General features: G+C 62.9%; 23 protein-coding genes. 11 read left to right on the top strand and 12 right to left on the bottom strand.

Annotated features, from left to right (window positions below; all coding sequences use genetic code 11):
* Positions 1-132: 132 nt before the first annotated feature.
* The gene (gene dnaG / locus NKJ15_RS15995) at positions 133-2,094 is read right to left on the bottom strand and encodes a DNA primase (protein ID WP_352771682.1); all 1,962 of its coding nucleotides are present in this window, start codon (positions 2,092-2,094) and stop codon (positions 133-135) included.
* Positions 2,095-2,492: 398 nt separating this feature from the next.
* Positions 2,493-2,684, bottom strand: a complete 192-nt coding sequence (locus tag NKJ15_RS15990) for a hypothetical protein (RefSeq protein ID WP_352816172.1) — start codon at positions 2,682-2,684, stop codon at positions 2,493-2,495.
* Positions 2,685-2,872: 188 nt separating this feature from the next.
* On the opposite strand from NKJ15_RS15990, the gene NKJ15_RS15985 reads away from it, so the two are divergent.
* A complete protein-coding gene (locus NKJ15_RS15985) occupies positions 2,873-5,260 on the top strand; it encodes a putative Ig domain-containing protein (protein ID WP_352816170.1) in 2,388 nt (795 codons plus the stop codon).
* Between the two features lie 87 nt (positions 5,261-5,347).
* Here the strand turns inward: NKJ15_RS15985 and NKJ15_RS15980 are convergent, their stop codons facing one another.
* A complete protein-coding gene (locus NKJ15_RS15980; RefSeq protein ID WP_352473947.1) occupies positions 5,348-5,737 on the bottom strand; it encodes an RcnB family protein in 390 nt (129 codons plus the stop codon).
* Between the two features lie 378 nt (positions 5,738-6,115).
* Between NKJ15_RS15980 and NKJ15_RS15975 the strand changes: the two genes are divergently transcribed.
* The 3 genes from NKJ15_RS15975 to NKJ15_RS15965 all read left to right on the top strand — a co-directional run bounded on the left by NKJ15_RS15975 (position 6,116) and on the right by NKJ15_RS15965 (position 9,431).
* Entirely contained in the window at positions 6,116-7,780 is a 1,665-nt protein-coding gene (locus tag NKJ15_RS15975; RefSeq protein ID WP_352816167.1) for a Na/Pi cotransporter family protein, read from the top strand.
* A 132-nt stretch (positions 7,781-7,912) separates the two neighbouring features.
* The gene (locus NKJ15_RS15970; RefSeq protein WP_352473945.1) at positions 7,913-8,122 is read left to right on the top strand and encodes a DUF2061 domain-containing protein; all 210 of its coding nucleotides are present in this window, start codon (positions 7,913-7,915) and stop codon (positions 8,120-8,122) included.
* 127 nt (positions 8,123-8,249) lie between these two features.
* Positions 8,250-9,431: an MFS transporter gene (locus tag NKJ15_RS15965; protein ID WP_352473943.1), complete on the top strand. Its 1,182-nt coding sequence runs from the start codon at positions 8,250-8,252 to the stop codon at positions 9,429-9,431.
* Positions 9,432-9,433: 2 nt separating this feature from the next.
* Here NKJ15_RS15965 and NKJ15_RS15960 read toward each other — a convergent pair whose 3' ends face one another.
* Positions 9,434-9,991, bottom strand: coding sequence for a GNAT family N-acetyltransferase (locus NKJ15_RS15960; RefSeq protein ID WP_352473942.1), 558 nt, complete (start codon positions 9,989-9,991; stop codon positions 9,434-9,436).
* Between the two features lie 56 nt (positions 9,992-10,047).
* On the bottom strand, positions 10,048-10,497 hold the full coding sequence (locus NKJ15_RS15955; RefSeq protein WP_292658734.1) for a GatB/YqeY domain-containing protein: 450 nt from the start codon (positions 10,495-10,497) through the stop codon (positions 10,048-10,050).
* A 320-nt stretch (positions 10,498-10,817) separates the two neighbouring features.
* Between NKJ15_RS15955 and carA the strand changes: the two genes are divergently transcribed.
* A complete protein-coding gene (gene carA, locus NKJ15_RS15950) occupies positions 10,818-12,035 on the top strand; it encodes a glutamine-hydrolyzing carbamoyl-phosphate synthase small subunit (RefSeq protein ID WP_352541094.1) in 1,218 nt (405 codons plus the stop codon).
* 55 nt (positions 12,036-12,090) lie between these two features.
* Here carA and NKJ15_RS15945 read toward each other — a convergent pair whose 3' ends face one another.
* The 3 genes from NKJ15_RS15945 to mntR all read right to left on the bottom strand — a co-directional run bounded on the left by NKJ15_RS15945 (position 12,091) and on the right by mntR (position 15,106).
* Positions 12,091-13,359 carry a TCR/Tet family MFS transporter gene (locus NKJ15_RS15945; RefSeq protein WP_352683610.1) on the bottom strand — a complete coding sequence of 423 codons (1,269 nt, stop codon included), beginning with the start codon at positions 13,357-13,359 and terminating at the stop codon, positions 12,091-12,093.
* A 150-nt stretch (positions 13,360-13,509) separates the two neighbouring features.
* A complete protein-coding gene (gene ypfJ / locus NKJ15_RS15940) occupies positions 13,510-14,427 on the bottom strand; it encodes a KPN_02809 family neutral zinc metallopeptidase (RefSeq protein ID WP_352473939.1) in 918 nt (305 codons plus the stop codon).
* Between the two features lie 223 nt (positions 14,428-14,650).
* Positions 14,651-15,106, bottom strand: coding sequence for a manganese-binding transcriptional regulator MntR (gene mntR / locus NKJ15_RS15935; protein WP_023678308.1), 456 nt, complete (start codon positions 15,104-15,106; stop codon positions 14,651-14,653).
* 235 nt (positions 15,107-15,341) lie between these two features.
* Between mntR and NKJ15_RS15930 the strand changes: the two genes are divergently transcribed.
* Together NKJ15_RS15930 and NKJ15_RS15925 are read left to right on the top strand one after the other, a co-directional pair.
* Positions 15,342-16,709 carry an Nramp family divalent metal transporter gene (locus NKJ15_RS15930; RefSeq protein WP_352473938.1) on the top strand — a complete coding sequence of 456 codons (1,368 nt, stop codon included), beginning with the start codon at positions 15,342-15,344 and terminating at the stop codon, positions 16,707-16,709.
* 156 nt (positions 16,710-16,865) lie between these two features.
* Positions 16,866-17,519 carry a dihydrofolate reductase family protein gene (locus NKJ15_RS15925; RefSeq protein ID WP_352816163.1) on the top strand — a complete coding sequence of 218 codons (654 nt, stop codon included), beginning with the start codon at positions 16,866-16,868 and terminating at the stop codon, positions 17,517-17,519.
* 53 nt (positions 17,520-17,572) lie between these two features.
* Here the strand turns inward: NKJ15_RS15925 and NKJ15_RS15920 are convergent, their stop codons facing one another.
* A complete protein-coding gene (locus NKJ15_RS15920; RefSeq protein WP_352816161.1) occupies positions 17,573-18,442 on the bottom strand; it encodes a LysR family transcriptional regulator in 870 nt (289 codons plus the stop codon).
* 92 nt (positions 18,443-18,534) lie between these two features.
* Between NKJ15_RS15920 and NKJ15_RS15915 the strand changes: the two genes are divergently transcribed.
* Positions 18,535-19,134 carry a LysE family translocator gene (locus NKJ15_RS15915; RefSeq protein WP_352450708.1) on the top strand — a complete coding sequence of 200 codons (600 nt, stop codon included), beginning with the start codon at positions 18,535-18,537 and terminating at the stop codon, positions 19,132-19,134.
* A gap of 6 nt (positions 19,135-19,140) precedes the next feature.
* Here NKJ15_RS15915 and NKJ15_RS15910 read toward each other — a convergent pair whose 3' ends face one another.
* The gene (locus NKJ15_RS15910) at positions 19,141-19,314 is read right to left on the bottom strand and encodes a hypothetical protein (RefSeq protein ID WP_352816159.1); all 174 of its coding nucleotides are present in this window, start codon (positions 19,312-19,314) and stop codon (positions 19,141-19,143) included.
* A gap of 147 nt (positions 19,315-19,461) precedes the next feature.
* The gene (locus NKJ15_RS15905) at positions 19,462-20,640 is read right to left on the bottom strand and encodes an MFS transporter (RefSeq protein ID WP_254820339.1); all 1,179 of its coding nucleotides are present in this window, start codon (positions 20,638-20,640) and stop codon (positions 19,462-19,464) included.
* 193 nt (positions 20,641-20,833) lie between these two features.
* Between NKJ15_RS15905 and NKJ15_RS15900 the strand changes: the two genes are divergently transcribed.
* Positions 20,834-21,190: an ArsR/SmtB family transcription factor gene (locus NKJ15_RS15900; RefSeq protein ID WP_352816157.1), complete on the top strand. Its 357-nt coding sequence runs from the start codon at positions 20,834-20,836 to the stop codon at positions 21,188-21,190.
* Between the two features lie 94 nt (positions 21,191-21,284).
* Positions 21,285-22,031 (top strand): metallophosphoesterase family protein, encoded by a 747-nt coding sequence (locus NKJ15_RS15895; RefSeq protein WP_352816155.1) that lies wholly within the window; start codon positions 21,285-21,287, stop codon positions 22,029-22,031.
* 86 nt (positions 22,032-22,117) lie between these two features.
* On the opposite strand, the gene NKJ15_RS15890 is transcribed toward NKJ15_RS15895, so the two are convergent.
* Positions 22,118-24,559 (bottom strand): DNA/RNA non-specific endonuclease, encoded by a 2,442-nt coding sequence (locus NKJ15_RS15890; protein WP_352816153.1) that lies wholly within the window; start codon positions 24,557-24,559, stop codon positions 22,118-22,120.
* Between the two features lie 221 nt (positions 24,560-24,780).
* Here NKJ15_RS15890 and NKJ15_RS15885 point away from each other — a divergent pair, with 221 nt between their 5' ends.
* The gene (locus tag NKJ15_RS15885; protein WP_352816151.1) at positions 24,781-25,704 is read left to right on the top strand and encodes an SH3 domain-containing protein; all 924 of its coding nucleotides are present in this window, start codon (positions 24,781-24,783) and stop codon (positions 25,702-25,704) included.
* Positions 25,705-25,845 lie beyond the last annotated feature (141 nt).

Below are 25,845 nucleotides of genomic sequence, written 5' to 3'. Positions count from 1 at the left end.
TCTGCCGGAAGGTCAAGCGCCTCTCGCATGATTCGCATGAAAAAAGCGAATCAATTACCCGACTTAGAGCACCGCACGCTTGATTCAACGCGCAAGCACGTCCTTACATTTCAGTCTTCTGGAGGCTTCGATCTAAACGCGCCCAGCTCTGCCCGACGATACGCCAAACCCTTCGATCAGCGCTTCCGTTGCCTGCACATCACGAAATTGCGCCTGGATTTCGACCAGGTGCCGGTAATTTTCGTCCGTGGGATCGCTGGCGAGCGCTGCTTCCGCCTGCTTCAGCTCCTTATGTAAGGTGCGCGCGCTGCGCTGCAAGTGGAGAGCTTGGCTGAACGCATCGCGAGCATCGTCGAGTGCTGCCGTTTCCAGCGCCGGCCATTGCCGCGCACGTTTGATCAGCGCCACCGCGCGCTGCCAGATCTCACCGCAGCCGGCCCGCTCGATCGTCGCGATTACAGCCTCGCGGTTGTTGGCCATATCGTGCGCCATAGCGTCGAGGATGGCCGCATGCAGCCGCTTCAGATCGGAATTGGCGAGATCGAGGAACTCGACATGGGCGAAATTCTCGTCGATCAGCACGGGATGGTTGACGAGGGCCGCAATGATCGTCGCCTCGCGCACCGACATGCCCTCGCCGCCGCGTTTGACCAGCGCCGAGCGGCCGAGGCTTTCGGTGATCGCGGTGCGCCCACCGGCATTGCCGCCACGTGCAAACTGTCCGCCGGGTGCTGAGACCCTGCCCGGGAAGCGCTCACCTGGCCGTCCGTCCTGACGTCCCTGGCGTCCGCGCTGGGTCCCGAAGAAGCTCTGTACGCGCTCGCGCATTTCCTGTTGGTAGTGATAACGAAGGCTCTCGTCGCGGATGCGGCTGGTCAGTTCGCGTAGCGTCTTTTCGAGCTCCGCCCGCCGTTCCGGCGTGTCGAAGATGCCGCCGGCGGTCTCGCGCATCCACAAGAGGTCGGCCAGCGGCCGTGCCTCGGAAAGCACGGCGCGGAACGCATCCGGCCCGTCACCCTTGACCAGATCGTCGGGATCCTTGCCCTCCGGCAGCAGGGCGAATCGCACGGAGCGGCCTGCCTGGACCGCCGGCAGCGCCATGTCGGCGGCGCGCCACGCTGCCTTCAACCCGGCCTGGTCGCCGTCGAAGCACAGCACCGGCTCGCCAGCCATGCGCCATAGAAGTTCGAGCTGGTTTTCAGTCAACGCGGTGCCGAGCGGCGCCACCACGTTTTCGAAGCCGGCCTGCGCCAGCGCGATCACATCCATGTAGCCCTCTACGGCAATGACCGTGCCGCCCTTGGCCAGCGCCCCCTTTCCGAGCGCTTGGCGCGCACGGGCGAAATTGTAGAGCACGTTGCCTTTGTGGAAGAGCTCCGTATCGGGCGAGTTCATGTATTTGGCCGGCGCATCCGGCGCCAGTGCCCGCCCGCCGAAGGCGATGATCTTGCCCCTGGAATCCGGGATCGGGAACATGATGCGGTCGCGGAACCAATCGTAGGAAACCGGGACGTCGTCGCCATGGCGCACCAGCCCGCACGCCTCGATGTCGGCCTTGGGGACACCCTTGGCGGCAAGATGCTCCTTCAGCGCATTGCGGCTGTCGGGGGCATAGCCGAGGCGGAAAGACTGCTGCGTCGCCGGTGTCAGCCCCCGGTCGCGCAGATAGGCGCGGGCCTTTGCCCCTTCCGGTCCCTGCAGCCGTTCCTGGAAGAACGCCGTCGCCATCTCCATGACGTCAGTCAGGCTGGCGCGTTCCTTTTCGCGCCGCTCCTCCTGGGCATCGCGAACCGGCATCGGCACGCCGGCCATGTCGGCGATCTTCTCGACCGCTTCAGGAAAGCTCATCCCGTCAAGTTCGGTCAGGAACTTGAAATGGTCGCCCGAAACCGAGCAGCCGAAGCAATGGTAGCGGCCCTTCTTGTCCTCGCAGTGGAAGGACGGGCTCTTCTCGCCATGGAAGGGACAGCACGCCCAATAGTCGCCGCGCGGCGCGTTAGTCTTCTTCCTGTCCCACGCGACGCGCTGGCCGATCACCGAAGAAATCGGCACGCGGTCGCGGATCTCGTCGAGGAAAGCAGGCGGAAAGCGCATGGGGGACAGCTCGTTTGGCCTCCATATAATCACGCCGGCGAAGCCCGACGACTCCTAATGCGGAACCATACCCGGTTTTCACAGGGCCAAGGGGTCCAGGCGCCTGACGTTGCGTGGCCGCCACACCGCAGCGGGAATAGTCTCAAGCTTACCTGACCCGTGGCTTCAAGATTGACTTTGCATGAACTCGCCAATCTAGATGATCATAAGCAAAGGCGACTCGTCCGGAATTCAGCGCCCGTAGAGAGCAGGCCTGCCGGTCGGGGGATTTTGGGGGACGGGGTGACCGTAGCTCTGGATGCGCATGTCACCATGCGGCTGCGGCGTTTGCCGTTGTCCGCACTTTCCTTTCTGTTGTCGTCGATTTTCCTGCTTTTGTTCGCAACGCTGAGGCGCGCCTACGCCGCCATTCTCGTGCTCGTGCTCGTGCCGACCGCGGCGTTCGCGCTGCCGACGGTGACCATCAACCAGGCAGCGGGCCAGAGCGATCCGGCGGGTTCGTCACCAATTCGGTTCGACGTGGTCTTCAGCGAGCCGGTGACCGGCTTCAATGGCAGCGACGTCGATCTTTCCGGCACCGCCGGCGCCACCACCGCGTCCGTTACTGGCTCCGGCAGCTCCTACAGCGTTTTGGTCAGCGGCATGACGGGTTCAGGTTCCGTCGTGGCCACAGTACCGGCCGGCGTGGCAACCAAACGCCAGCGTCGATCCGAACGAGCCCTCGACCAGCACCGACAATACCGTCACCTACAATCTGCCGCCGCCACCGCCGCTGACAGTGACCATCAACCAGGCTGCCGGCCAGAGCGATCCGACCGGTTCGTCGCCAATCCTCTTCGACGTGGTCTTCAGCGAGCCGGTGACCGGCTTCAGCGGCAGCGACGTTGTGCTTTCCGGCACCGCCGGCGCCACCATCGCTGTCGTCACCGGCTCCGGCAGCACTTTCAGCGTCGCGGTCAGCGGCATGACGGGTTCAGGGTCCGTCGTGGCCACAATACCGGCCGGCGTGGCAACCAATGCCGCCGTCGATGCGAACGAAGCCTCGACCAGCACCGACAACACGGTCACCTTTACACCGCCCGTGATCACGGTCTCGCCGCCGTCATTGCCCAGTCCGGTCTACAACCAGGCCTATTCGCAGCAGCTGACGGCCAGCGGCGGTATGACGCCCTACACTTTCGCGCTGACGTCCGGAACCCTCCCGTCGGGCATCAGCTTCGACGCGGCCGGTCTGCTCTCCGGAATCCCGACTAATACCGGCACGTTCGACCTGGTCGTGGCGGCAACCGACGCAAACGGTTTCATCGGTTCGAAATCCTACACGCTGATCATTGCCGAGCCGACCGTCGAGCTGACGCCGGCATCCTTGCCAAACCCCGTATACAACCAGGCCTATTCGCAACAGCTTGCGGCCAGCGGCGGCGCGGTGCCTTATACTTTCGCGCTGACGTCCGGAACCCTCCCGTCGGGCATCAGCTTCGACGCGACCGGTCTGCTCTCCGGTACCCCGACCAATACCGGCACATTCGACTTCACCGCAGTTGCAACCGATCAGAATGGGAAATCCGGTTCCAAGGCCTATTCGGTGACCATCGACAAGCTTGGCACCACCACCTTGGTCGTTTCCAGCCTCAACCCTTCCAATCAGGGCGATCAGGTCACTTTCACGGCAACGGTTTCGGCTCCCGGCAACCCGCCGCCGGCCGGAACGGTCACCTTCAGTGTCGACGGCTCGCCCGCTGCTACGGTCGCGCTCGCCGGCGGTACCGCTGCCCTGACGACGTCCGCCCTCCCGGTCGGCACCCGTCAGGTTGTCGCGACCTACAATGGCGACGCGAACAACGCGACAAGCACCTCCAGCGCGCTCGCCCAGGAAGTCCACGCCCTGGGCTCCATCACCATCCGCCAGACCACCGACAGCGGCGACGGCTCCTTCGGCTTCTCCTCGCCGGCGCCCGGCCTCAACTTCACCATCGCCACCAGCAGCGGCTCCGGCGACGGACCGGCCGTTTCGCTGCCGACCGGCTCCTACAGCATCACCGCCGCCGACATGACCGCCGCCGGCTTCGCCTTGACCTCGATCAGTTGCAACGATGGCGATTCCGTCGGCAATGTGGCGAACCGCACGGCTGTGATCAACATGGCGCCCGGCGAAAGCGTCGTCTGCACGTTCGCCAGCACCAATTCACGCGAAAATACCACGGCGCTCATCAAGGAATTCATGGAGACACGCGCCAGCCTCATCCTGGAGAACCAGCCCGACATCCAGCGCCGCATCGACCGGCTCGACGGCGTCGCCGGCGGCGGCAGCCCAGTGGCCACCCTGCTCGCGTACCTGCCCGGCATGGCCGACACCAACTCGGTCAATGTCAGCGCAAGCCTTGCCTCCATGCGGCGGCTTGGCGGGGAAGATGCCAACAGCCTGTTCGACATCTGGTTCGAAGGCACTTACAGCCGCTTCGACATCAATGACCAAGACGGCAAATTCGCCCTCGCAACCTTCGGCGCCGACTATCTGGTCAGCCGCAATCTGCTTGTTGGCGCCTTCGTCCAGATCGATCGTACCGACGGCTTCACCGGCAGCGGCGGCGGAACCGCCGAGGGCACCGGCTGGATCGCCGGGCCTTATTTGACCGCTCGGCTGACGGACAATCTGTATTTCGATTTGCTCGCCGGAGCTGGAACATCCTCGAACAGCGTCAGCCCCATGGATACCTACACCGACGGCTTCGACGCCAGCCGTTGGCTGGTCAGCGCCACGCTGCAAGGGGAATGGCAATATGACGCCTGGACCTTCTCGCCGCGGGCGCGCTTCTCCTATTTCGAGGAAAAATCGGGAGCCTATGTCGACGGCCTGAACGTCCCCATTCCCTCCGTCACCGCCGGCCTCGGCCAGATCGCCTTCGGCCCCGGCGTTTCCTATCGCCATGTCACGGATGACGACGTTACCCTCGACTTTAACCTGCGGCTCGACGGCGTCTTCGACATAAGCGACACAGCGACCGAAAGCGGCGCCGACAATTTCCATGGCCGCGTCGGAGCCGGCGTCGATACCCGCATGCCGGGCGGCATGCGTCTCGGCCTCTCCACCAGCTATGGCGGCATCGGCTCCGATTCGGCGAAGTATTTCAGCGGAACCGTGAAACTTTCGGCCGCGCTGAATTAGGATCAAGATGGACCAATGAAAAAAGGCGGCCTTGGTGGGCCGCCTCTCTTTCATTGACCAGCGCCGTGCCGGTCAGACGTTCCGCGGTCACTGCGTGGCGATGGCGCCGAAGATCAAGCCGGAAAGAACGCTGACCAGCAGATAGTCATTGCCAACCCGGATCCATTCCTGCCCGGGACCCGGACGGCGCAGGCCATAGTGGCGATAGTCGCGGATCGGCTGGTGACGCTTCCAGCTGGAATATCTCTGGCCGTTGCGCCAATGGCTGCGCTTCACAACGATCTTCTTCTTCACTAGGACGCGCTTGTTCACGTCGACATGCTTGTTCACGTCGACATGCCTGCCAGGCTTCTGCCAATCGACCTGGCTGTAGTTCGACTGCGGCGCGTTTGGTGTGTTCAGAGGTGCGGCCTGGCCCTGCCAGGTGGTTGCAGCCAGCATCGAGAAGGCAATGGCGGAAAGAACGATGCGTTTCATGGCGGGTACTCCTTGGTTGTCGCTGCCTACGGAATAGAGCGGGAAGGATGAACCGAAACTGAACACCGAGATTACGTTTTCGTAATGATTTCTTACAGTTAGAACGACTAATTCAGCGCTACCTTTAAAGCGGGCGCCCGAGAATGGACGCATGACCCGCCGCAACTCCGCAGGCTATGCAACCATTTTGTCAGCCATCCATTTCCGACACGCCCCGTCGCGTGGCAACACACGTCCGAAGCGGGCAAAATTTATTATTCGGCTAAAATAAATCGGAGTAATATCAACGTCTGCAATGTCCACGATTCGCGCCCACTTTTGCACCCTTGACGTCACCGCGCCCGCGTCGCTGGCATCTGTTGGGTTGCGGGGTCGGGCATGAGTGGCTCTGTCGTTTTGCTGCACCTTGCCGGTGCGGTCGCATTGATGCTGTTTGCCACCCGTTTGGTGAAGACCGGCGTCGAGCGCGCCTATGGCGATGTGCTGCGCCACAAACTGCGCGCCACAATGCGCAATCCGTTCATGGCGGTTCTGGCCGGCTGCGGCCTGGCTGTCGCGCTGCAAAGCTCGACCGCCGTCACCTTGCTGGTCGGCTCATTCGCCGGCTCCGGTATTGTCAGCGGCATGTCGGGCCAGCTTGCGGTGCGCGGCGCCGAGATCGGCTCGGCACTGGTGGTCAAGCTGCTCACCTTCGATCTGTCGCTGCTGGTGCCGATCTGCCTGGTCGCCGGCACCGTCATGTTCATGGCCACCGAGCGGCGCGACTGGCGCCAGTTCGGCCGCATCCTGGTCGGCATCGGCCTGCTGCTTCTGTCGCTGGAGATGATCGGCCAGGCGTCGGAGCCACTGCGCCAGAGCACGCTGATGCCGCTCATCGTCGATTACTTCTCCGGCGATCCGGTCACCGCCTATCTTCTGGCGGCGGTGATCACCTGGCTGTTCCATTCCTCGATCGCCGCGGTGCTGCTGATGGTGACGCTGGCCGGCCGCGGCTTCATCCCGCCCGAACTCGGTATCGTGCTGGTGCTGGGTGTCAATCTCGGCTCTTCGATCATCGCGCCGCTTCTAACCCGCAACGCAGAACCCGGCGTTCGTATCGTGCCGATCGGCAATCTCCTGATGCGCGGCATGGGTTCGCTGATCATGCTGATCCTGTTCCTGACGTTCAAGCCGCCGGTCGCCTTCTTGGGCAGCACGGTGCCCGAGCAGATCGTCAATGCCCACATTGTCTTCAACATCCTGATCCTGGTCGCCGGCCTACCGCTGGCGAGCCTGGTCTATCGCGCCTCGGAAAGGATCGTGGCGTTGGGCACCAAGCCCCAGGCCGCCAACGCGCTCGACGTCGTCGAGCTTTCGGCGCTCAACGAAAGTGCGCTCGACGTGCCGAGCCAGGCATTGGCCAACGCCACCCGCGAGGTGGTGCGGGTCTGCGAAACGGTCGAGATCATGCTGAAACGGATCATCGAGCTCTATGAGAGCGCCGATGCCGACAAGATCGGCGCGCTGGCCGCACTCGACGACCGTGTCGACAGGAAGCACGCTGCGATCAAGCTCTATCTGGCCAGGGTCACCAAGAACCCGCTGAGCGAGGACGAGGCGCTGCGTTGCCAGGAACTGATCGGCGCCTGCGTCAAGCTGGAGCAGGTCGGCGACATCATCGTGCGCAACATGCTGGTCCACGTGAAGAAGAAATTCGAGCGTGGGCTGGAGTTCACGCCGGAAGGCTGGCGTGAGCTTTGCGCCTTCCATGCCTTGGTGCTTGCCAATGCCAGGCTTGCCTTCAACGTGCTGGTGTCCCGCGATCCGGAGACCGCTCGCCAGTTGGTGCTGGAAAAGGACCGGCTGCGCGACCGCGAGAAGGAAACCAGCCAGAGCCATTTCGTGCGGCTGCGCGACGGCACCGCCAAGAGTGTCGAGACCAGTTCCATCCATCTCGACACCATTCGCGACCTCAAGCAGATCAACTCGCTGCTCGCCTCGATGGCCTATCCCGTTCTTGAAGAGCGTGGCCTGCTCACCGGTTCGCGGCTGAAGGCCGGATAGATTGCATCCACAGGCCGGGAAGCTTCACAACATCGCCTATGAAAATTGCTGTGGGCCAATGCGCAGAAATTATCTTTGCGCCACCTCCTGTCTGTCGGCTAAAGATCGCCGCATCTACCGGAAGGAAAGTCGATGGACACCCATTCTCGCAGCTTCGCCAAAGCGCTTTCCTGGCGCATCACCGGCACCATCGATACGATGATCATTTCGCTCGTCGTGACCGGAAGCATTAAGCTCGCCGCTGCCATCGGCCTGACCGAGGTCGTCACCAAGTCGCTGCTCTACTATTTTCACGAACGTGCGTGGCTGAAAATTCCTTACGGGAGGAAGGCAGCCGCCTAGCTCTTGCCTCCGCGCGGACGCCTGACCGGCGATCAAGAAAAGCTAAAGCGGCGTCGACAATTTCTGGATTGCCCGCTGCCCTCATCCGTGGTTTGAGGCGACCTTATCTGAGGATCGCCTTTCCGCCATGCTCCCCCTCATTGCCCTGTTCATTGCCGCCTTCGCCTTCGGCACTACCGAATTCGTCATCGCCGGCGTGCTGCCGCAGGTGGCGGAGGGCCTTGGTGTCGCGATCCCGACCGCCGGCTATCTCGTTTCCGGCTATGCCGGCGGCATTGCAGTCGGCGGCCCGCTGCTGGCGCTCGCCACCAAAAGCTTCTCCCGCAAGGCCCTGCTGCTTGGACTGACTGCAGCCTTCACCATCGGCCAGGCCGCCTGTGCGCTGGCGCCCGACTTCGCCTCGATGCTGCTGTTGCGGATAGCGGTGGCCGTCGCGCATGGCGCCTATTTCGGCGTTGCCATGGTGGTGGCCGTCGGCCTCGTGCGCGAAGACCAGCGCGGCATGGCGGTGGCGCTGATCCTGTCCGGCCTCACCGTATCGAACGTAATCGGCGTTCCGGCCGGCACGGCAATCGGCAACATCTGGGGATGGCGTGCGACATTCTGGGTGATGTGCGCGCTCGGTGTGGTGGCCTTCACGGCAGTCGGCGCCCTGCTGCCGCGCAAGACGGGATCGTCGAGCCCGTCGGCGAGCCTTGGAAGCGAGGTCCGTGTGCTCGCACGCCAGCAGGTCTGGACCTCGCTCATTATTATGCTGATGCTGATGATCGGCCAGTTCGGCCTGTTCACCTACATCACGCCGACGCTGCTTGAGGTCACCGGCCTCGACGAGAAATGGATACCTTGGGTGCTCTTGCTCAACGGGGTCGGCGCAACGATCGGCGTCTTTGTCGGCGGGCGGCTCGCCGACTGGAAGCTGATGCCGTCGCTTATCGCCATGCTTTTCCTACAGGCGGCAATGCTCGCCTTGATCTACGCTGTCGGCCCTTACCCGCTGCCGATGGTGATAGCGATCTTCGTCTGGGGCGGCCTCAACTTTGCCATCGGCACGCCGATCCAGACCCGCATCCTGACCTGGACCGCGGACGCCTCCAACCTTGCCTCGTCGCTCATCCCGTCGGGCTTCAATGTCGGCATCGCGCTCGCCGCATCGCTCGGCGCGGCGATGCTCAATGCCGGCTATGGCTATCGCAGCCTGCCGGTGGTTGGCGCGATCGCCATGCTGGTCGCCGTCGCGGTTGCGCTTGCCTCGCATGTCTGGGAATGGCGAAGCCGGGCTGCGCCGCCGCTGCCGGCTGCCGCCGAATAGGGCTACAGATCGATCCGGTAGCGCAGGCTTTCCGCGCCGCCATAGGCGGCGTCCTCGAAGAAACGCCCGACCAGCCGGCCGCCATTGGCCAGAACGACCTTCTGCGAGGGCACATTGTGAGGCTTGCAGGTGATTTCGACGAAGGGCAGGCCAACCGCCCTCGCCTCCACCAGCATCAGCCGCAGCGCCTCGGTCGCATAGCCGCGTCCCCGTTTCCACGGCACCACCGCATAGCCGATGTGGCCGAGCACATGCGACGGCAGCGACGCGGTGCCGTGCTGCCAGCGCAGGCCGATTGAGCCTGCGACTTCCCCGTCCCAGATCCAGCGCCGGAATCCGGGCAGCCGCGGCACCGTCGAACCGTCGGGCAAGGTGATCGGCGGTCCCTTGCCATCGGAATCGTCGAGATCGCCAAGGAAAGTCGCTGGATCCTTTTCGATAGCCGCAAGCTGCTCGCGCGTCGCGTCGAGCAGCCGCACATTGTCCGGCGACCAGCCGCGCTCGAGGGCCGCCTTGTAGGACGGCAGGTGTTCAAACGCCGGTTTGACGAGTTCGATCACGGGCGCGAGCTTTTGGCTGCCGGATTGCGGGCGCGACGGCAAGGGCCTTCGGCGGCTTACTGCAGCAGGCTCTTGACGATGCCGCTCGCCTTGGAGAAATCCATCTGGCCGGCGTATTTTTCCTTGAGCGCCGCCATCACCTTGCCCATGTCCTTGACGCCGCTGGCACCAGTCTCGGCGATGGCGGAACGGACGGCGCTTTCCGTCTCGGCCTGGCCCAGCTGCGTCGGCAGGAAGTCGCGGATGATGGCCATCTCGTCGCGCTCCTGCGCTGCAAGCTCCGGCCGCTTGCCGTCATCGAACGCCTTGGCCGATTCTTCGCGCTGCTTCACCATCTTGGCCAGGATCTGCAGGATCTCGTCATCGCTCGCCGGCTCCTTGCCGGCGCCGCGATTGGCGATGTCGCGATCATGGATGGCCGCCTGGATCAGCCGCAATGTCGGCAGCCGGCGCTTGTCCTGCGACTTCATCGCGCTCTTCAGGGATTCGGCGATTTTGCCTCGCATGGTGCTTTCTCCTTCGAATGCGGCGGACAATAGTCGTGCCGATAGCTCAAGGCAAACTCGATAGCGTCCGGCAAACCGCTGATATTATTCGACGAAATAAATCTAGGCTCGCACGGCGCGGCATCATTGACCGCCTTGGCGCCTTCCCCTATGTACTGGGCCTTGCATGAAATTGAATTCTAGTGCACGTCGCCCAAAAATGCGCAGCGGTTTTGGGCAACGACAGGCACAAATGAAAACCTAGCGCGCCGAGGCTGTGAGATCGCCGCTTCGCGCCTTTTGTTGCGCCGACTGAGGGCGCAACCTTTAGGAGTGCCGCCATGGCTACGATGACAGCCGCGTCGACCCCCCCTTGGGCCAGCGAGAGGCCGACAGCCCTGCTGGTGCTGGCCGACGGCACTGTCATAGAGGGCCGTGGTCTGGGCGCCGCCGGCTCCGCCGTCGCCGAGGTCTGCTTCAACACCGCGCTGACCGGCTACCAGGAGATACTCACCGATCCATCCTATGCCGGCCAGATCGTCACTTTCACCTTTCCGCATATCGGCAATATCGGCACCAATGACGAAGACACCGAAGACCTCAACCCGCTGGCCCGCGCCGGCGCCGTCGGCGCCGTGTTCAAGGCCGATGTCACCAACCCGTCGAATTACCGGGCCGGAACCGGTCTCGACCAGTGGCTGAAGAAGCGCGGCATCGTCGCACTTTCAGGCATCGACACGCGGGCGCTGACCGCGCTGATCCGCGAAAAGGGCATGCCCAATGCCGTCATCGCGCACGCGCCCGACGGTATCTTCGACATCGATGACCTCAAACGCCGCGCCGCCGCATGGTCAGGGCTTATCGGGCTTGATCTCGCCAAGGAGGTGACCTCCGGCCAGTCATCAGTCTGGCGCGAGACGCCTTGGGTCTGGAACGAGGGCTTTGGCGAACAGGCTGATCCGTCGATGCACGTCGTTGCCGTCGACTACGGCGTCAAGCGCAACATATTGCGCCTACTGGCCGGCCTCGGCGCCAAGGTCACTGTGGTGCCGGCAAAAACCGGCGCCGAGGAGATCCTGGCGATGCGGCCGGACGGCATTTTTCTATCCAACGGCCCTGGCGATCCGGAAGCCACCGGCGACTACGCCGTTCCGGTTATCCAGGATCTGTTGAAGACCGAAATCCCGCTTTTCGGCATCTGCCTCGGCCACCAGATGCTGGCGCTGGCGCTGGGCGGCAAGACCGCAAAAATGCATCAGGGCCACCACGGCGCCAATCATCCCGTCAAGGACCACACCACCGGCAAGGTCGAGATCGTCTCGATGAACCATGGCTTTGCCGTCGACGCCGACTCATTGCCGAGCGGCGTCGAGGAAACCCATGTCTCGCTGTTCGACGGTTCGAATTGCGGCATTGCGCTCACCGGCAGGCCGGTCTTCTCGGTCCAGCATCATCCCGAAGCCTCGCCCGGCCCGCAGGATTCGCACTATCTGTTTCGCCGCTTCGTCAATCTCATCCGCGAAAAGCGCGGCGAGCCGGCACTGGCCGAGCGTGTTTAGCGCATTGCGTAAAAACGGATTTGATTGACGGCGCCGGCCGGGCTCCCGGCGCCGATCAAGCCCCGTCCGTCACGGCTTCCTGCGTGTGCATGCGTTTGACTTCCTTCGGCGTCGGCTTGGCCACCCTGGTGACGAAGACGACGAGCGCCAGCGTGAGGAAAATCGCGCCGAGCAGATAGGGGGCACCGCCGAAAACCACGGGCGCGTTCGGGCCCGTGAACCAGGAAAAGATCGCCGTATAAAGCAGCGGTGTGATGATCGACGTAATCGAGAAGATCGAGGTCATTGCGCCTTGGAGTTCGCCCTGGGCGGAAGGTGGCACCTTGGCGGCCGCCAGGCTTCTGAGCGGCGGGTCGGCCAACGCCTCGAGACATCCGACGACGATCACTGCATAGATCATCCAGCCTTGTGACGCGAAGGCGTAGCCGAAGGCGCTGAGTGCGGTAAATGCCAGACCGATTACCGCCGTCTTCCACTCGCCGAGCTTAGGGATCACGCGCGGCAGGACTGTCGCCATGACGATCGCCCCGCACAGGCCGAAAGCGCCGAGCGAGAAGCCGATCTGTTGTTCGCTCCAGCCATAGCGATAACTGGAGACGAACGACCAGACCGCAGGATACATCATGTGCCCCAGCGTCATCAGAAAGAAGACAAGTCCGATCCAGCCGATACCTTCGTAGTTGCGCATCTGGACGAGCGTGCCGACCGGGTTCGCGCGTTTCCACTCGAAGCGGCGACGGTGCTTGTTATCAAGTGTTTCCGGCAACAGAAACAGCGCGATCAGAAAGTTTGCGAAAGCAAGCCCGGCAGCGAAATAGAACGGCACACGCGGCCCGAACGTGCCGAGCAACCCGCCCAGAACCGGCCCGATGACGAAGCCGACGCCGAAAGCAATGCCGAGCAGCCCGAAATTCTTCGCACGATTTTCGTCGGTCGAGATATCGGCAATGAATGCCGATGTCGTGGAATAACTGGCGCCGGAAATGCCGGCCAGCACGCGGCCGATGAACAGCATCGGATAGGACCAGGCGATAGCGCAGATCAGATTGTCGATAGCGAACGTCAGCACCGAGGCAAGCAGGATAGGCCGCCGCCCGAACCGGTCGCTCAACCCGCCCATCACTGGTGCGAAAACGAACTGCATCGCCGCATAGACGAAGAACAGCCAGCCGCCCTCGATAGCCGCCTCGCTGATGCCGACGCCGGTCAATTCCCTGAGATAGGCCGGCAGCACCGGCATAATGATGCCGAAGCCAATGATGTCGAGCAGCAGGGTGGTGAAAACAAGCGCAAGGCCCCGCCTGGCGGTTTTGGGGTCTATCATGATGGTATCTCCTCGGGCCGCCCAAGCTAACGGGAACACACCTTATAGGCGAGCACATCGCTGGGAACAATGAGGGAACGGGCAGAGTGCTTTCATCCTGACATCCCCTGACTGCGATCCAGTCTCTCGGATTACGAGAAAACCGTCGGCTCAGATCGGGTTGTTGAACGTGTCGCAGTCCGAAAGCTTGCCGTTCTGGAAGCCTCGCGCCAGCCAGGTCTGCCGCTGCTGCGACGTGCCGTGGTTGAAGCTTTCCGGCACGACGTAGCCCTGCATCTTCTTCTGCAGCGTGTCGTCGCCGATCTGCTTGGCGGCGTTCAGTGCCTCCGCCATGTCGCCCTGTTCCAAGATGCCTTTCTGACCGGTGAAATGCGCCCAGATGCCGGCAAAGCAGTCGGCCTGCAACTCGACCTGCACCGACATGTGGTTGGCGTCCGCTTCGCCCATGCTCTGCCGCATCTGGTTGAATTTGGGCAGGATGCCGACGAGGTTCTGCACATGGTGGCCGACCTCATGCGCGATCACATAGGCCTGTGCGAAATCGCCCGAGGCACCGAACTGCTGATCGAGCTGCTGGAAGAAGGTGGTGTCGAGATAGACTTTGCGATCGTTGGGACAGTAGAATGGTCCGGCCGCTGACGAGGCAGAGCCGCAAGCAGAGCCGATCCGTCCGCTGAACAGGACCAGTTTTGGATCTTGATAGGTCAGGCCCTCGGACTGAAAAATACCGGTCCACGTGTCCTCGGTCTCGGCCAGCACAGTCGACACGAACTGCTTCATCTCGTCGGAGGCGGGCGCACCGGTGCCGCCGCCTTGCGCACCGCTATTGTCGGTGATCTGACCGCCGCCGGGCTGCAAGCCGCTGTTATCGAGGATCTGACTCGGGTCGAAGCCGAAATACCACCCTGCCAGGAAAATCAACCCTACGATGATAATGCCCGACATGCCGCCGCCGCCCGCGCGACCGCCGATCGGGATGCGAAACTGCCCCGGCCCGCCGCCAAGCCCGCCGCTCTGGCCGCGCTCGTCCTCGACATTGTCACTCTGACGACGGCCCTTCCAGAGCATGGCAACCCCCGTGATGCAATTTTCCGGCCGATCGGGCCGTGTCCCGGTTCGATCGGACACGACAACAATTATCTCAACGGTTACGCCAAGTCACAGTATTTTTCGTGCGAACAAGCAATGCTTGCTGACGCTTGCCTGCTCTGGCCGAGACATCGCAAGGTCTGTGCCGTTCACCCTGCTCGTGGGAAGCGAGTCGCGCGAAGAGATACGCTGGCCGTGCTTTTCAGCGGGCGGCGATTATTGCCTTGCGAAAGGCTTCGAGCGTCTCGGCGCTGACATGATGCTCGATGCCCTCGGCGTCGATGCGCGCCGTCTCGGCGCTGACCCCGAGCGAGCGCAGGAAGGCCTCGACCGTCTGGTGGCGAATGCGGCTCTCTTCCGCAACCTTGCGGCCGGCATCGGTCAGGAACACGCCGCGATAAGGCTTCCGGGAGACCAGCCCGTCGGCGCACAGCCGCGTCAGCATTTTCGCGACCGTCGGCTGAGCGACGCCGAGCCGTGCCGCGATATCGACCTGGCGCGCCTCGTTGCCATCCTCGATCAGGTCGGCGATGAGCTCGACATAATCCTCGACCAGCGCGCTGCGGCGCGCTTCACGCGTCTGCCTGAAGCCTTCCGAGTGGATTTCTGCGTCAGGCAGCGGCTTTTCGCGAGGAACCGGTCTTTTCTTCAGCGCCAATACGCGCTCCTCCCGGCAGTTTGAATCGACATTGCGGTCATAACACGGAACCCTATTGGTTCTGGCCGTTTATTTCCATTCGGTGGCCGGCGCAACCGGCGTTCACTGCCGTTCAGGCCGCACGCCAAGCGGCCACAAGAAAAAGCTCAGACAATGAAATATAGCATATTGCATAATGTTCAGCCGTGGCATAGATAAGGAGACAACATCGATCGTTCCAGTGGAAAGCCATTTCATGTCGGAAGCCGAAGCCACCTCAGCCCCCCGGTCCATGTGGCGATTTGCCCGCCCGGAGGACGACGAGCAGCCCAGCCTTCGCGAAGTCAACGCAACGATCGCGGTGCCGCACTCGGGGATCTGGCTTCGCCGGCTGTTCGCCTTCATGGGGCCGGGCTACATGGTTTCGGTCGGCTATATGGATCCGGGCAATTGGGCGACCGACCTCGCCGGCGGGGCCCAATTCGGCTACACGCTGCTTTTCATCATCATGTTGTCGAACCTGATGGCGATCCTGCTGCAGGCACTCGCCGCCCGGCTCGGCATCGCCACCGGCCGCGACCTTGCGCAGGCGTGCCGCGCCTATTATCCGCGACCAGTCAATTTCATGCTTTGGGTCGCTTGCGAACTGGCCATCATCGCCTGCGACCTGGCCGAGGTCATTGGCACGGCGATCGCCTTGCAACTGCTGTTCGGCATTCCGCTGATAGGCGGCGCCATCATCACCGCGCTTGATGCCTTCCTGCTGCTGCTGCTGATGAACAAGGGCTTCCGTTTCCTCGAGGCCTTCATCATAGCGCTTTTGATTATCATCTTCGGCTGCTTCGCCATCCAGATCTTTGCCGCCGCCCCGCCGGTCGGCTCCATCCTGCATGCGATGTTCGTGCCGTCGTCCGAGATCGTCACCAATCCGGCCATGCTCTACATCGCCATCGGCATCATCGGCGCCACGGTGATGCCGCACAATCTCTATCTGCATTCCTCGATCGTGCAGACCCGCGCCTATGAGCGCACCGATCGCGGCAAGCGCGACGCCATCAAATGGGCGACGACCGACTCGACCATCGCGCTGATACTGGCGTTGTTCGTCAATGCTTCCATCCTGATCGTGTCGGCGGTGGCGTTCCACGGCACCGGTCATCATGACGTTGCCGAGATCGGCCAGGCCTTCGAGCTTCTGTCGCCGCTGCTTGGCCTCGGCATCGCTTCCATCCTGTTTGCCGTAGCGCTGCTCGCCTCCGGCCTGAACTCGACGGTGACGGCGACGCTCGCCGGCCAGATCGTGATGGAAGGGTTCTTGCGGCTGCGCATCCCGCAATGGGCGCGCCGCCTGCTGACGCGCGGCATCGCCATCATTCCGGTGGTGGTGGTCACCGCGCTCTATGGCGAGAAGGGAACCGGTCAGTTGCTGGTCTTCAGCCAGGTAATCCTGTCGATGCAGCTCCCCTTCGCTGTCGTACCGCTGGTGCAGTTCGTCTCGGACAAGCGCAAGATGGGCAATTTTGCCATTTCCCGCGCCGTCGCCGTGCTGGCCTGGGTGGTTGCCGCGCTCATCCTGGTGCTCAACTTCAAGCTGCTCTACGATACGGTCGTTGGCTTGGGCTGAGCGTTCTCGGCTCCAAGCTGAGACGATAAGGTCGGCAGTCACCTGCCCCCGGTCCTAGACTAGAAATTTGCCGGCCGCTGTCGGACAAATGTCCGTTCGCGCGTCCTTGGCTCGAACTCCGGCCATGACGGCACGGACTAGGGAAAGGGAGCTCCAATGAAGAAGATCATCGCCGCAACATTCGTCAGCCTCGACGGCGTCATGCAGGCGCCCGGCGGCCCACAAGAGGACCCTGTCGGCGGCTTCAAATTCGGCGGCTGGACGTTTCACTACTGGGACGATGTGATGGGCGCCGCGATGGGCGAGACGTTTTCAAAACCGTTCGCGCTGCTTCTCGGCCGCAAGACTTACGACATCTTCGCCGCCCACTGGCCTTATCAGAAGAATGATCCGATCGCCGACATCTTCAACGCCGTCACCAAATATGTGGCGACGCACAGGCCGGATTCGCTGTCCTGGCAAAACAGCCAGCCGCTCGGCAGCGACGTCGTGGCGACGTTGCGCCGGATGAAGCAGGAGGACGGCCCCGACCTGCTCATTCAGGGATCGAGCGAGCTGATCCAGACCTTGCTCGCCAATGACCTGATCGACGAGATCAGCCTGCTGATTTTCCCGCTGGTGCTGGGCAAGGGCAAAAAACTGTTCGGCAGCGGCACAATACCCGCCGCCTTCAAGCTGACCCGTTCGCAGGCATCGACCACCGGTGTCATCATGGCGAGCTATGAACGCTCCGGCGAGATCAAGACCGGGTCATTTGCCACGGAGCAGCCGTCCGAAGCCGAGATCGAGCGGCGCAAGAACTGGAAGTAGATGCCGCAGGGCGATCAAGGACGGCTGAACACTGGCCGTCCTTTTTGCTGTTTTTAAGCCGCCTCTCGTCGCCCTGCCAACCCATCGCGGAGGTGGCCCGCGAATGCCAGTGCAGCCGGCGCGACGTCGTGCTTCGGCAAATGCAGATTGATCGAAAAATTCGGCAATGACGGCAGCTCCGGATCGTTGGCCAAAATGTCGAGGTCGACAGGCACGGTCGACGCCAACCAGGTGGTGACGGCCAAGTCCGAACGCACTGTCGCCGTCGTCGCGTCAATGCTGCCGTTTTCGAATACGGTGCGCCATTCCAGCCCATGCTCGTTAAGCGCCTCCAGCACCACCGGGCGGAACGCACAGGTCTCGGCGACCATCGAAACCGGCAAGGCCCGCTTGCCGCGGGCGGCGCCGCCTTTGGCGCCGACCCAGACCAGCAAGTCGACAACAAGGCATTCGCCGGCCGACCGACCGATCGGCTCCTCGATCACCGCGAGTTCTATCGTGCCGGTCGCCAAGGCTGCGGCCAACTCTGGCGACGAAGCACAGACAAGCGAGATCTCGACCTGCGGATAGGCCTCGGCATAGGCCTTCAGCACCGGCGCAAGCAAGGTGCCGACAAGGTCGTACGGCACGCCGAGCCGCACCTGACCGGCAACCGCATCGCCCGCCATCTCCGCCAAGATCTCGTCATTGAGGGAAAGCAGGCGCTTGCCCTTGCCGAACAATCGCTCGCCGGAGCGGGTCAATCGCAATCCGCGCCGATCGCGATCGAACAGGCTGCAGCCGAGAACCTCTTCCAAACGCTTGATCTGCTGGCTGACGGCACCTTGCGTCAAATGCAGCGCGTTGGCCGCCGCCGTCATGCTGGCCTTGTCGGCAACGGTGACGAAGGTTCGAACCAGGGCAGTATCGAGGTTGCGGAGCATCCGGCTATTATATTTGCTAATACAGATCATAGCAAACATTGCATTTACTGATGAGCCAAACAGCCTACCGTGCAGGCTTCAAAGGAAGCAGCATGTTTGAAACCGTCCTTCCCCTCGTCCTGTTCGCGCTGGTCTCAACCTCAACGCCTGGCATGGCCACGACCTTATCGACGGCGTCCGGCGCGCAGTTCGGCTTTCGCCGCTCTATCCCGCTGATGGCCGGGAGTGCGGCCGGCTTGGCCACGGTGGCTGCGGCAGGTGCTGCCGGGCTCGCCGGTCTGCTGGCCGCCGCTCCTTCCCTGCAACTGGCAATGAAAATGGCCGGTACCCTCTATCTGACGTGGCTTGCCCTCAAGATCGGCCGCAGCGGTCCGCCCAATCTGGACGTGGCCATGGCAAAGCCGAACAGCTTTTTGGGCGGCGCCGGCCTGCAATGGATGAACCCCAAGGGCTGGGCCATGGGGCTGGGAGCGGCGGCATCCTTTGCCGCGCTCGCCAACGGGCCGCTGCAGCTCGCCGTGCTGCTCGGCACGGTCTTCGGTCTTGCAGCGGCCCTATCGCTGGCGGCGTGGTGCGTGGCGGGCACGCTGCTCGCCCGGTTGCTGCGAACCGAGCGGCAGTGGCGCATGCTCAACATCATGCTTGGCCTGCTGCTGGCCGCCTCGATCATCCCGATGTGGCGGACAGCGTAAGATCAGTTATTTCAGGCAGCGTAACGCGCCGCCGGCTTGCCCGCCAGAAGACTGCCGAAGAAGCCTTGCGGACGCGAAGAAAGGCACCTCCCCGGCAATATCGGCAAGACCCGGTGCCGTGAATGCTTCACCCTTTGCCAGGCCAACCAGCGCTGCATCGACCAGATCGTCGGCAGTCATGACGATTTTCTTGCGGAACGTTGGCGCGCTCGCTTCCGGCTACTTCCCAGAATTCGGCGCTGGACGAAATCGCCGCGCTGGATTTTGACATACCGCCGGCCGCGAGTTGAATTATCGGCGGCCGGCAGCCAAGCTCCACTGACAGCCTTATTCGGCCGGCATCGCCACCGGACGCGCCGCCAGATGGCCCGCCAGCACCACGCCCAGACCAATGATCGGGAACGCCGCCGCGACCACGCCGAGGTCGGCCGGTGCGCCATAGCGCAGCACAGCGGCGCCGACCACGGCACCCAGTGCCACGCCGAGATAGAGCGCCGAGGCGTTCAGCGACAGCACGATGGGCGCGGCATCGGGCGCCAGCTTGATGATGCGGCTGGCCTGCGCCGGCGGGAACGCCCAGCCGACGATGCCCCACGGCACCATCATGGCCATGAGCGCCGGCCCGGCGATCTCGCGCGGCAGAAACATCGGGATCAGCGAAAACGTGACCAGCATGGCGGCACTCAGCGCCAGCGACCAGCAGACGGTGCGCGTCGCGCCGAAACGGTCGGCGGCCTGCCCGCCGCCGATATTGCCGATGACCGCGCCAACGCCGAAAGCGAGCAGCATTCCGGGAAGCGCGATCGGGTTCAGTCCGCCGCCTTCGATCGCGAGCGGCGCGACAAAGGCAAAGACGGTGAAGGCGCCGATCAGGGCCAGGATGGTCGTCACCAGGATAGGCATGACGCCGGGGCGAAGTGCCGCTGCAAGCCGCATCCGGAGCGGCAGCCTGGTGCCGACGATGCCGCGCGGCAGCCGGTACCACAGGATCGCGCCGGCGAGCGCACCAAGGCCGGCGATTGCAAAGAAGGTGCCGCGCCAGCCGGCAACCGTCGCAACGAGCGCGCCGAGCGGTGCTCCGACCGCGACCGCAACCGTAGTGCCGCCGACGACCACGGCAATGGCGCGGGCGCGATGATGATCGTCGACAAGCGCAACGGCCGTTCCCTGTGCGGTCGCCGCGAACAAGCCTGACGACAGCGCCATGACGATGCGCGCGATCAACAGCAATTCGAAGGAGGAGCTTAGCGCCGCGGCGACGTTGCCCAACACGAAGAACACCAGCGTCCATAGGATGACGCGGCGCCGGTCCCATTCGCCGGTCAGCGTTGCCAGGATCGGCGTGCCGATCGCATAGGCGAGCGCAAACGCGGTGATCAGCGTGCCGGCGAGCGGAACGGAGATGGCGGCATCCTTTGCGATGTCGGGCAAAAGGCTGGAGATGACGAAACCTTCGGTCGAAATCGTGAACGATCCGAGCGCAAGCCAGATTAGGCGCTTATCCATGGCAACTTCCTTAGTTCAAAGATTATTGAACAATTGGACATAACAGGGCATGATGTCAATAAAGCCGCTGCAAAATAGCCGAACCATCCTGACAGCCCGGTGTCAGGACGGGGCGACGGGACGAAACTATGTGTCCATTGGCCACGAGAGGAGATGCGTTGAAATCGGCTCCGAATGTGCTTAATTCCTGGGCATGACCTTGCCCCATCCCACCGTCGACCAGATCAGCCTGCCGAACGTGCTTGCCGTGCTCGGCGACCCGACGCGGCTGGCCATCGTGCGCTATCTCGCCAGCAAAGAGGGCGTGCCGCTGAATTGCAGCCGGTTTCTCGATCTCTGCTCGAAGACCAATCTGAGCTACCATTTGGCCAAGCTGCGTGAGGCCGGCGTCACCCGCACCGAGGCGGTTGGAACCAGCCGGCTGATCACGCTGCGCCGTGACGATCTCGACCGCCGCTTCCCGGGCCTGCTCGACAGCGTGATTGCCGCGGCCGGCGACGACGCATCGTTGCCGGCGGTTGGCGGCCACGAGATCGAAGTCCGCGCCTGAACGGCCCGAAGCTGGGTTCCGCTCTCGCCCGCTTCGCGAGGCGGGCAAAATAGCTTCACCTGCCCTCCAGCCATTCCAATTAACGGAGCCTGCCATGCGCATTGCCGTCCTCGCCGACATCCACGGCAATGTCCTGGCGCTCGACGCCGTGCTCGATGATCTGCGGCAGCGCGGCGGCGCCGACCTCATCGTCAATCTCGGCGATTGCGTTTCCGGCCCGCTCTGGCCGCGCGAGACCATGGAGAGGCTCGAGACGCTCGACCTGCCGACGGTGCGCGGCAACCACGACCGCCGCGTTGCCCGCGACACCGCCGACGAGACCATGTGGCCGTCCGACCGCTACGCGCAGGAACGGCTGACCGCAGGCCAACGCGAGGCGCTATTTGCGCTGCCCCTCACGCTGAAGGTGGCGCCCGGCATACTCGCCTTCCACGCCCGGCCCGACCACGACGAAAAATACCTGACTGACGCGATCCTCGACGGCCGGCTGGTGCGCGCGCCGCTGGCCGCCATCGAACGGCGGCTCGGCGCGATCGATGCCACCTGCCGTATCATGCTTTGTGGACACAGCCACCGCAGCGAGCTGGTCCGCATTCCCGGCGGTCCGGTCATCTTCAACCCGGGCAGCATCGGCTGCCCGGCCTATCACGATGATACGCCGCCGGCGCATGTCTCCGAGCAGGGCTCGCCGCACGCCCGCTACGGCATCGTCGACTTGCATCCTGATCGTTTCGAATCCATCGCCGTCGACTATGACCATGAGGCGGCGGCGTATCAGGCCGAGCAGGCGGGACGGCCCGAATGGGCCCACGCGCTGCGTACCGGCTTCATGCCGGGCTGAGCTTGCTCATCCCGGGCTGAGCCTGCTCATGCCTAGCTGAACGGATGACCGCCTTCGAGCGGCAGAAGTCGCGACCGGTCCAATCTTCAGTCGTCAGACGCCGATCGCTTCGATCGCTTGGCAGGACGTCGGGCGCTGGCCGCCGAAGTCTTGGACGCCGAAGTCTTGGACGTCGAAGTCTTGGACGTCGAAGTCTTGGTCGCCGAAGCCTTTGGCCGTGACGTCTTGGGCGCCAGTTGCGTTGGGTTGAAAGTCTGTGCTGGGGCGGATTCGGAACCGGCCCGAATGTCGGCGTCGCGCACCTGCTGGCCAAAGTTCAGGCCGGTCAGCTCTTCAATCTCGGCCACCGTCGAAAGGAACTCCGATACCCTGGCAATTTCAAGCGGGTCATCGAATGCCTCGGCACGCTCGCCGAACGCTTCGGGCATCACTTCCAAAACCGGCTTCTGGTCCGCCAGCAGCGCGATGGCGCGCAGGCCAGCTTGATCGGACCACAGCGCTATCTTCCAGAACTTCAGCGGAACATGGCTGTCGAAGCGGTAGGGAGGATCGTCCTCGCCGAACACTGGCCCGGCAAACACCGTGACACGGCCTCGCGTCGTATAGGCGTTGCGCAGCACATAGGTTTCTACCGCGCGCCATCTCAACTTCCCCTTGGAGCCGGGATGGTTAAGCGAGCTTCCTTGATTGAAGAAGCCGACTTGCGGCGCAGCATTGGTATAAAAGAACGTGTCGCGTTCTGCCGCGACCGCCTCCTGATCGACGCCCCATGCGGGGTCGCCGCGAAGTGTAATATGGCCCTTCTGGAACATTCGAGCGATTCGTTCCTTGGATTTTGCGACGGGAAATCCAGGCACATTCTGGCTCGAATAGAATTCCTGGGTCATCTGCTCGCCAAGATCGATGCGCCGATCCGGCCGGAAAGCATCGCTGGCTTCCGAACCGGAAATCGACTCCACCCCCAATTCGAGAAGCGACGGGTTGTCGATGACCGTCTTGTCCTCACGATTGACCGCCTTGGTGCGGGATCCATCGATATTGCAGGCGGTGACGAAGGCAAGCCTGCGATCGGCGTTCATCAAGATCGAAAAATGATGGTAGCGCAATTCGTGTGGGTCCTCTCCCGGTTTGGCAAGAAGGTTTTTGGCCAACCGGTAGGGTGAATTGGCAACCGTCGGCATTGCCAGGACAAAGCCCGGTATGAAGCCGGGCTCATACCCTCCACGATCGTCGAAATCCTCTGTTTTCCAACCCGCGGCCTCGGCGATGGCCACCTTCCCGGGTTCGCTTGCCGGGCCTTTGCCGTCGTTTCGTCTCGCATCGCCTCCGTCGCGGTCGATCAGCGGCGCCCGGACATTTATCTCGACGGGAAAAGTCCAGGTGACCGAGCCATCGGCATTGTGTCTCGTCGCCGGCCGATTGCGATCCGGTTCCGGCCGCTGCACCGGCTTGTCCGGCACATCTTCGCGAATATCGGCGTTCAGCCGAACTGTCTCGTCCATCATGCGCGGCATGCCGGCCCAAATCGCCAGAGCTTGCGAAACCGCCGATGCCGAGGAGCCCGGCAGCTTGGACTTTCTAGCACCCAGATCGTCAACGATGGCGCTGATCCGTATGCCTTCGTTGATCTCGCGCGCAAGCGCATAGCCACCTATGCCCGTCACCTCGTGGAACGGGCCGGCCCAATGGTGCAGGGCGATAGGTTCCCATTCATTGTTGAAGACCGGGGAGCCGGAAGAACCCTGTTCGGTGTCGGCGACATAGTGCAGCACTTGCACCGTTTCGTCGCGGGCCACCAGCCGGTTTTCACGCAACACCAGTTCCTTGAAGCGGCCATCGGGATGCTGGACGATGTTGGCGATTTCGCCGAGCATATGCTTGTCGCGCGCATCCGACAGCGAGATAAAACCGAACTCCCCCAGTTCCTTTGGGCCGGAACGCCGCTCGCCGACTCCGATCAGCGTATAGTCCAGACCCTCTATGCTATCGCTCACGAAACAGGATTCAGGATCGAACAGGAACGTCGTCGGCGTACGCACGGCATTCGCACCGTCCTGCTCATAATCGAACTGGACCTGGAAGCGCCGGGAATCCGCCTGCGACGAAATCACATGGTTGTTTGTGAGGAACAACCTTGGCCCGACCAGAAAACCCGATCCTTGCGGATTGCCGTTGAGAAAGGCAACGCGGCCAACCGCATCGGCAGCACGGCGCCCACGCTCGAGGAATGCGACCCCGATGAAATCGAGCGTTGGGCCGAGAATAGCCTCCGGCCCTGGCTGCTTGGCGGCGGCCTTTCTTTCCCCGGCAGACCTCATGTCAATTGCTGCCGATATCATCTCCGCTTCGTTGCGGCTGAGCGACGCCTTTACCTGCAACCTGTCGAGGCGCCTGGAGAGGGTCTGTTCGGCGGCCAGCGGATTGCCGTTGGCGATGTGACCAAGTGAAGCCTCAATCTCGGCGCGCGTTTTCTTGATACGCTGGCGAACTATGTTTTCCACCTGCGCAAATATTTCAAGGTCGACCATATTGCCCTCCTCAACCTTACTTGAGAGAGTGCATATTTACATGAAATGTGCAATATTTTGCCGGCTGTTAGTTCACGGAAGTGGCCTGGTCGCGATTCAACACGCGGCACCTTTTCGGGCTTACACAGCGCCGTCTCGTCGCCTATAAAAGCCGGCTGGCGTGCGATGGCGCTTTCGTGCCTGGCCGCGCCTTCGGCAATTGAACCTACCGCCCATGGCAGATGATTAGGCGCACAGTAACACTCCCGACGACGCTGCTTGCGGTGATTGCCGCTCCGCTGATCCTGGCGGAGTTGCCGGCCAACGGCCAGGAGCCGGAGCCCATCGTCTCGATTGTGACGGGTCTCGCTCCGGATGACCTCCTGAACGTGCGCGCCACGGCGTCGGCCATGGGCAAGATCGAGGCGCGGCTGCCGAGTGGTTCGAGCGTGAAAAATCTCGGCTGCGGCGACGTCAGCGGCTACAAATGGTGCAAGGTTGAAGACATTGATGACCCGAAGATGAGCGGATGGGCGCCCGCACGCTACCTCGACCCTATCAATCCCCGGCAAGTGACACCGCAGGTGGCGGCCAGTGCGGAGAACCCTGCGCCTCAGCCGCTGCCCGACCTGACAAAGCGCCTCGGCGCGACCGCTCCCGAAACGCCGCTGAATTCCCCTGACGCGATCGGCAGGGTGGCGATCGAGGATGCTTACCGCCTGGCCCTGGCCGGTGGAAAACCCACGACTGGACAGGTTGATGGATCGCCGCCCGCGGCAGTGGGTCCCGTCCAGAATTTCGGCGCGGCCAACGCGGCGCCCCCGGCCGACGCACAGACCGTTGCGCGGCTTCAGCCGCCGGGGACACCGGTACCCGGTGCCGGCAACGCCATCCCCTGTGCGCGCTATCTCGGCCAGCCGATGACCAGCTGCAAGGCAGGCGTGGTGCGCACCGGCGACAAGACCGACGTGACCGTGACCTGGCCCGATGGCGGCACGCGCATCATCAGCTTCAAGGCCGGCAAGCCGGCCGGTGCGGACGCACCCGGCGAATTCCGCTTCACCCGCGAGGGCAGCCTGAACATGATCCGCGTCGGTGCTTCCGAACGCTTCGAGATTACGGACGCTTTGGCGTTGGGGGATAGTGGTAAGGGAGTAGGGCAGTAGGGCAATATGTTTAAAGGGCGCTCGAACCTCTGCCCTACTGCCCTACTGCCCTACTGCCCTACTGCCCTACTGCCCTACTGCCCTACTGCCATTTTAGGGGCTTACATCCGGCAAAACTCTTCCCTATAAGGCCCTCCTAGC

The sequence above is a fragment of the Mesorhizobium sp. M0207 genome (assembly GCF_040321995.1).
Taxonomy (GTDB): Bacteria; Pseudomonadota; Alphaproteobacteria; order Rhizobiales; family Rhizobiaceae; genus Mesorhizobium.
Note: the sequence above shows the minus strand (reverse complement) of the source record. Positions and strands in the feature narration are given on the sequence as shown.

What these genes read in the sequence shown, in the direction of transcription:
- NKJ15_RS15945 (WP_352683610.1), bottom strand. Translation starts at nt 13,359, where the DNA reads ATGATAGACCCCAAAACCGCCAGGCGGGGCCTTGCGCTTGTTTTCACC.
- NKJ15_RS15975 (WP_352816167.1), top strand. Translation starts at nt 6,116, where the DNA reads ATGAGTGGCTCTGTCGTTTTGCTGCACCTTGCCGGTGCGGTCGCATTG.
- dnaG (WP_352771682.1), bottom strand. Translation starts at nt 2,094, where the DNA reads ATGCGCTTTCCGCCTGCTTTCCTCGACGAGATCCGCGACCGCGTGCCG.
- NKJ15_RS15890 (WP_352816153.1), bottom strand. Translation starts at nt 24,559, where the DNA reads ATGGTCGACCTTGAAATATTTGCGCAGGTGGAAAACATAGTTCGCCAG.
- NKJ15_RS15900 (WP_352816157.1), top strand. Translation starts at nt 20,834, where the DNA reads ATGACCTTGCCCCATCCCACCGTCGACCAGATCAGCCTGCCGAACGTG.
- NKJ15_RS15920 (WP_352816161.1), bottom strand. Translation starts at nt 18,442, where the DNA reads ATGCTCCGCAACCTCGATACTGCCCTGGTTCGAACCTTCGTCACCGTT.
- NKJ15_RS15915 (WP_352450708.1), top strand. Translation starts at nt 18,535, where the DNA reads ATGTTTGAAACCGTCCTTCCCCTCGTCCTGTTCGCGCTGGTCTCAACC.
- NKJ15_RS15965 (WP_352473943.1), top strand. Translation starts at nt 8,250, where the DNA reads ATGCTCCCCCTCATTGCCCTGTTCATTGCCGCCTTCGCCTTCGGCACT.
- NKJ15_RS15895 (WP_352816155.1), top strand. Translation starts at nt 21,285, where the DNA reads ATGCGCATTGCCGTCCTCGCCGACATCCACGGCAATGTCCTGGCGCTC.
- NKJ15_RS15910 (WP_352816159.1), bottom strand. Translation starts at nt 19,314, where the DNA reads ATGACTGCCGACGATCTGGTCGATGCAGCGCTGGTTGGCCTGGCAAAG.
- NKJ15_RS15925 (WP_352816163.1), top strand. Translation starts at nt 16,866, where the DNA reads ATGAAGAAGATCATCGCCGCAACATTCGTCAGCCTCGACGGCGTCATG.
- NKJ15_RS15930 (WP_352473938.1), top strand. Translation starts at nt 15,342, where the DNA reads ATGTCGGAAGCCGAAGCCACCTCAGCCCCCCGGTCCATGTGGCGATTT.
- NKJ15_RS15970 (WP_352473945.1), top strand. Translation starts at nt 7,913, where the DNA reads ATGGACACCCATTCTCGCAGCTTCGCCAAAGCGCTTTCCTGGCGCATC.
- carA (WP_352541094.1), top strand. Translation starts at nt 10,818, where the DNA reads ATGGCTACGATGACAGCCGCGTCGACCCCCCCTTGGGCCAGCGAGAGG.
- NKJ15_RS15955 (WP_292658734.1), bottom strand. Translation starts at nt 10,497, where the DNA reads ATGCGAGGCAAAATCGCCGAATCCCTGAAGAGCGCGATGAAGTCGCAG.
- NKJ15_RS15885 (WP_352816151.1), top strand. Translation starts at nt 24,781, where the DNA reads ATGATTAGGCGCACAGTAACACTCCCGACGACGCTGCTTGCGGTGATT.
- NKJ15_RS15905 (WP_254820339.1), bottom strand. Translation starts at nt 20,640, where the DNA reads ATGGATAAGCGCCTAATCTGGCTTGCGCTCGGATCGTTCACGATTTCG.
- NKJ15_RS15980 (WP_352473947.1), bottom strand. Translation starts at nt 5,737, where the DNA reads ATGAAACGCATCGTTCTTTCCGCCATTGCCTTCTCGATGCTGGCTGCA.
- ypfJ (WP_352473939.1), bottom strand. Translation starts at nt 14,427, where the DNA reads ATGCTCTGGAAGGGCCGTCGTCAGAGTGACAATGTCGAGGACGAGCGC.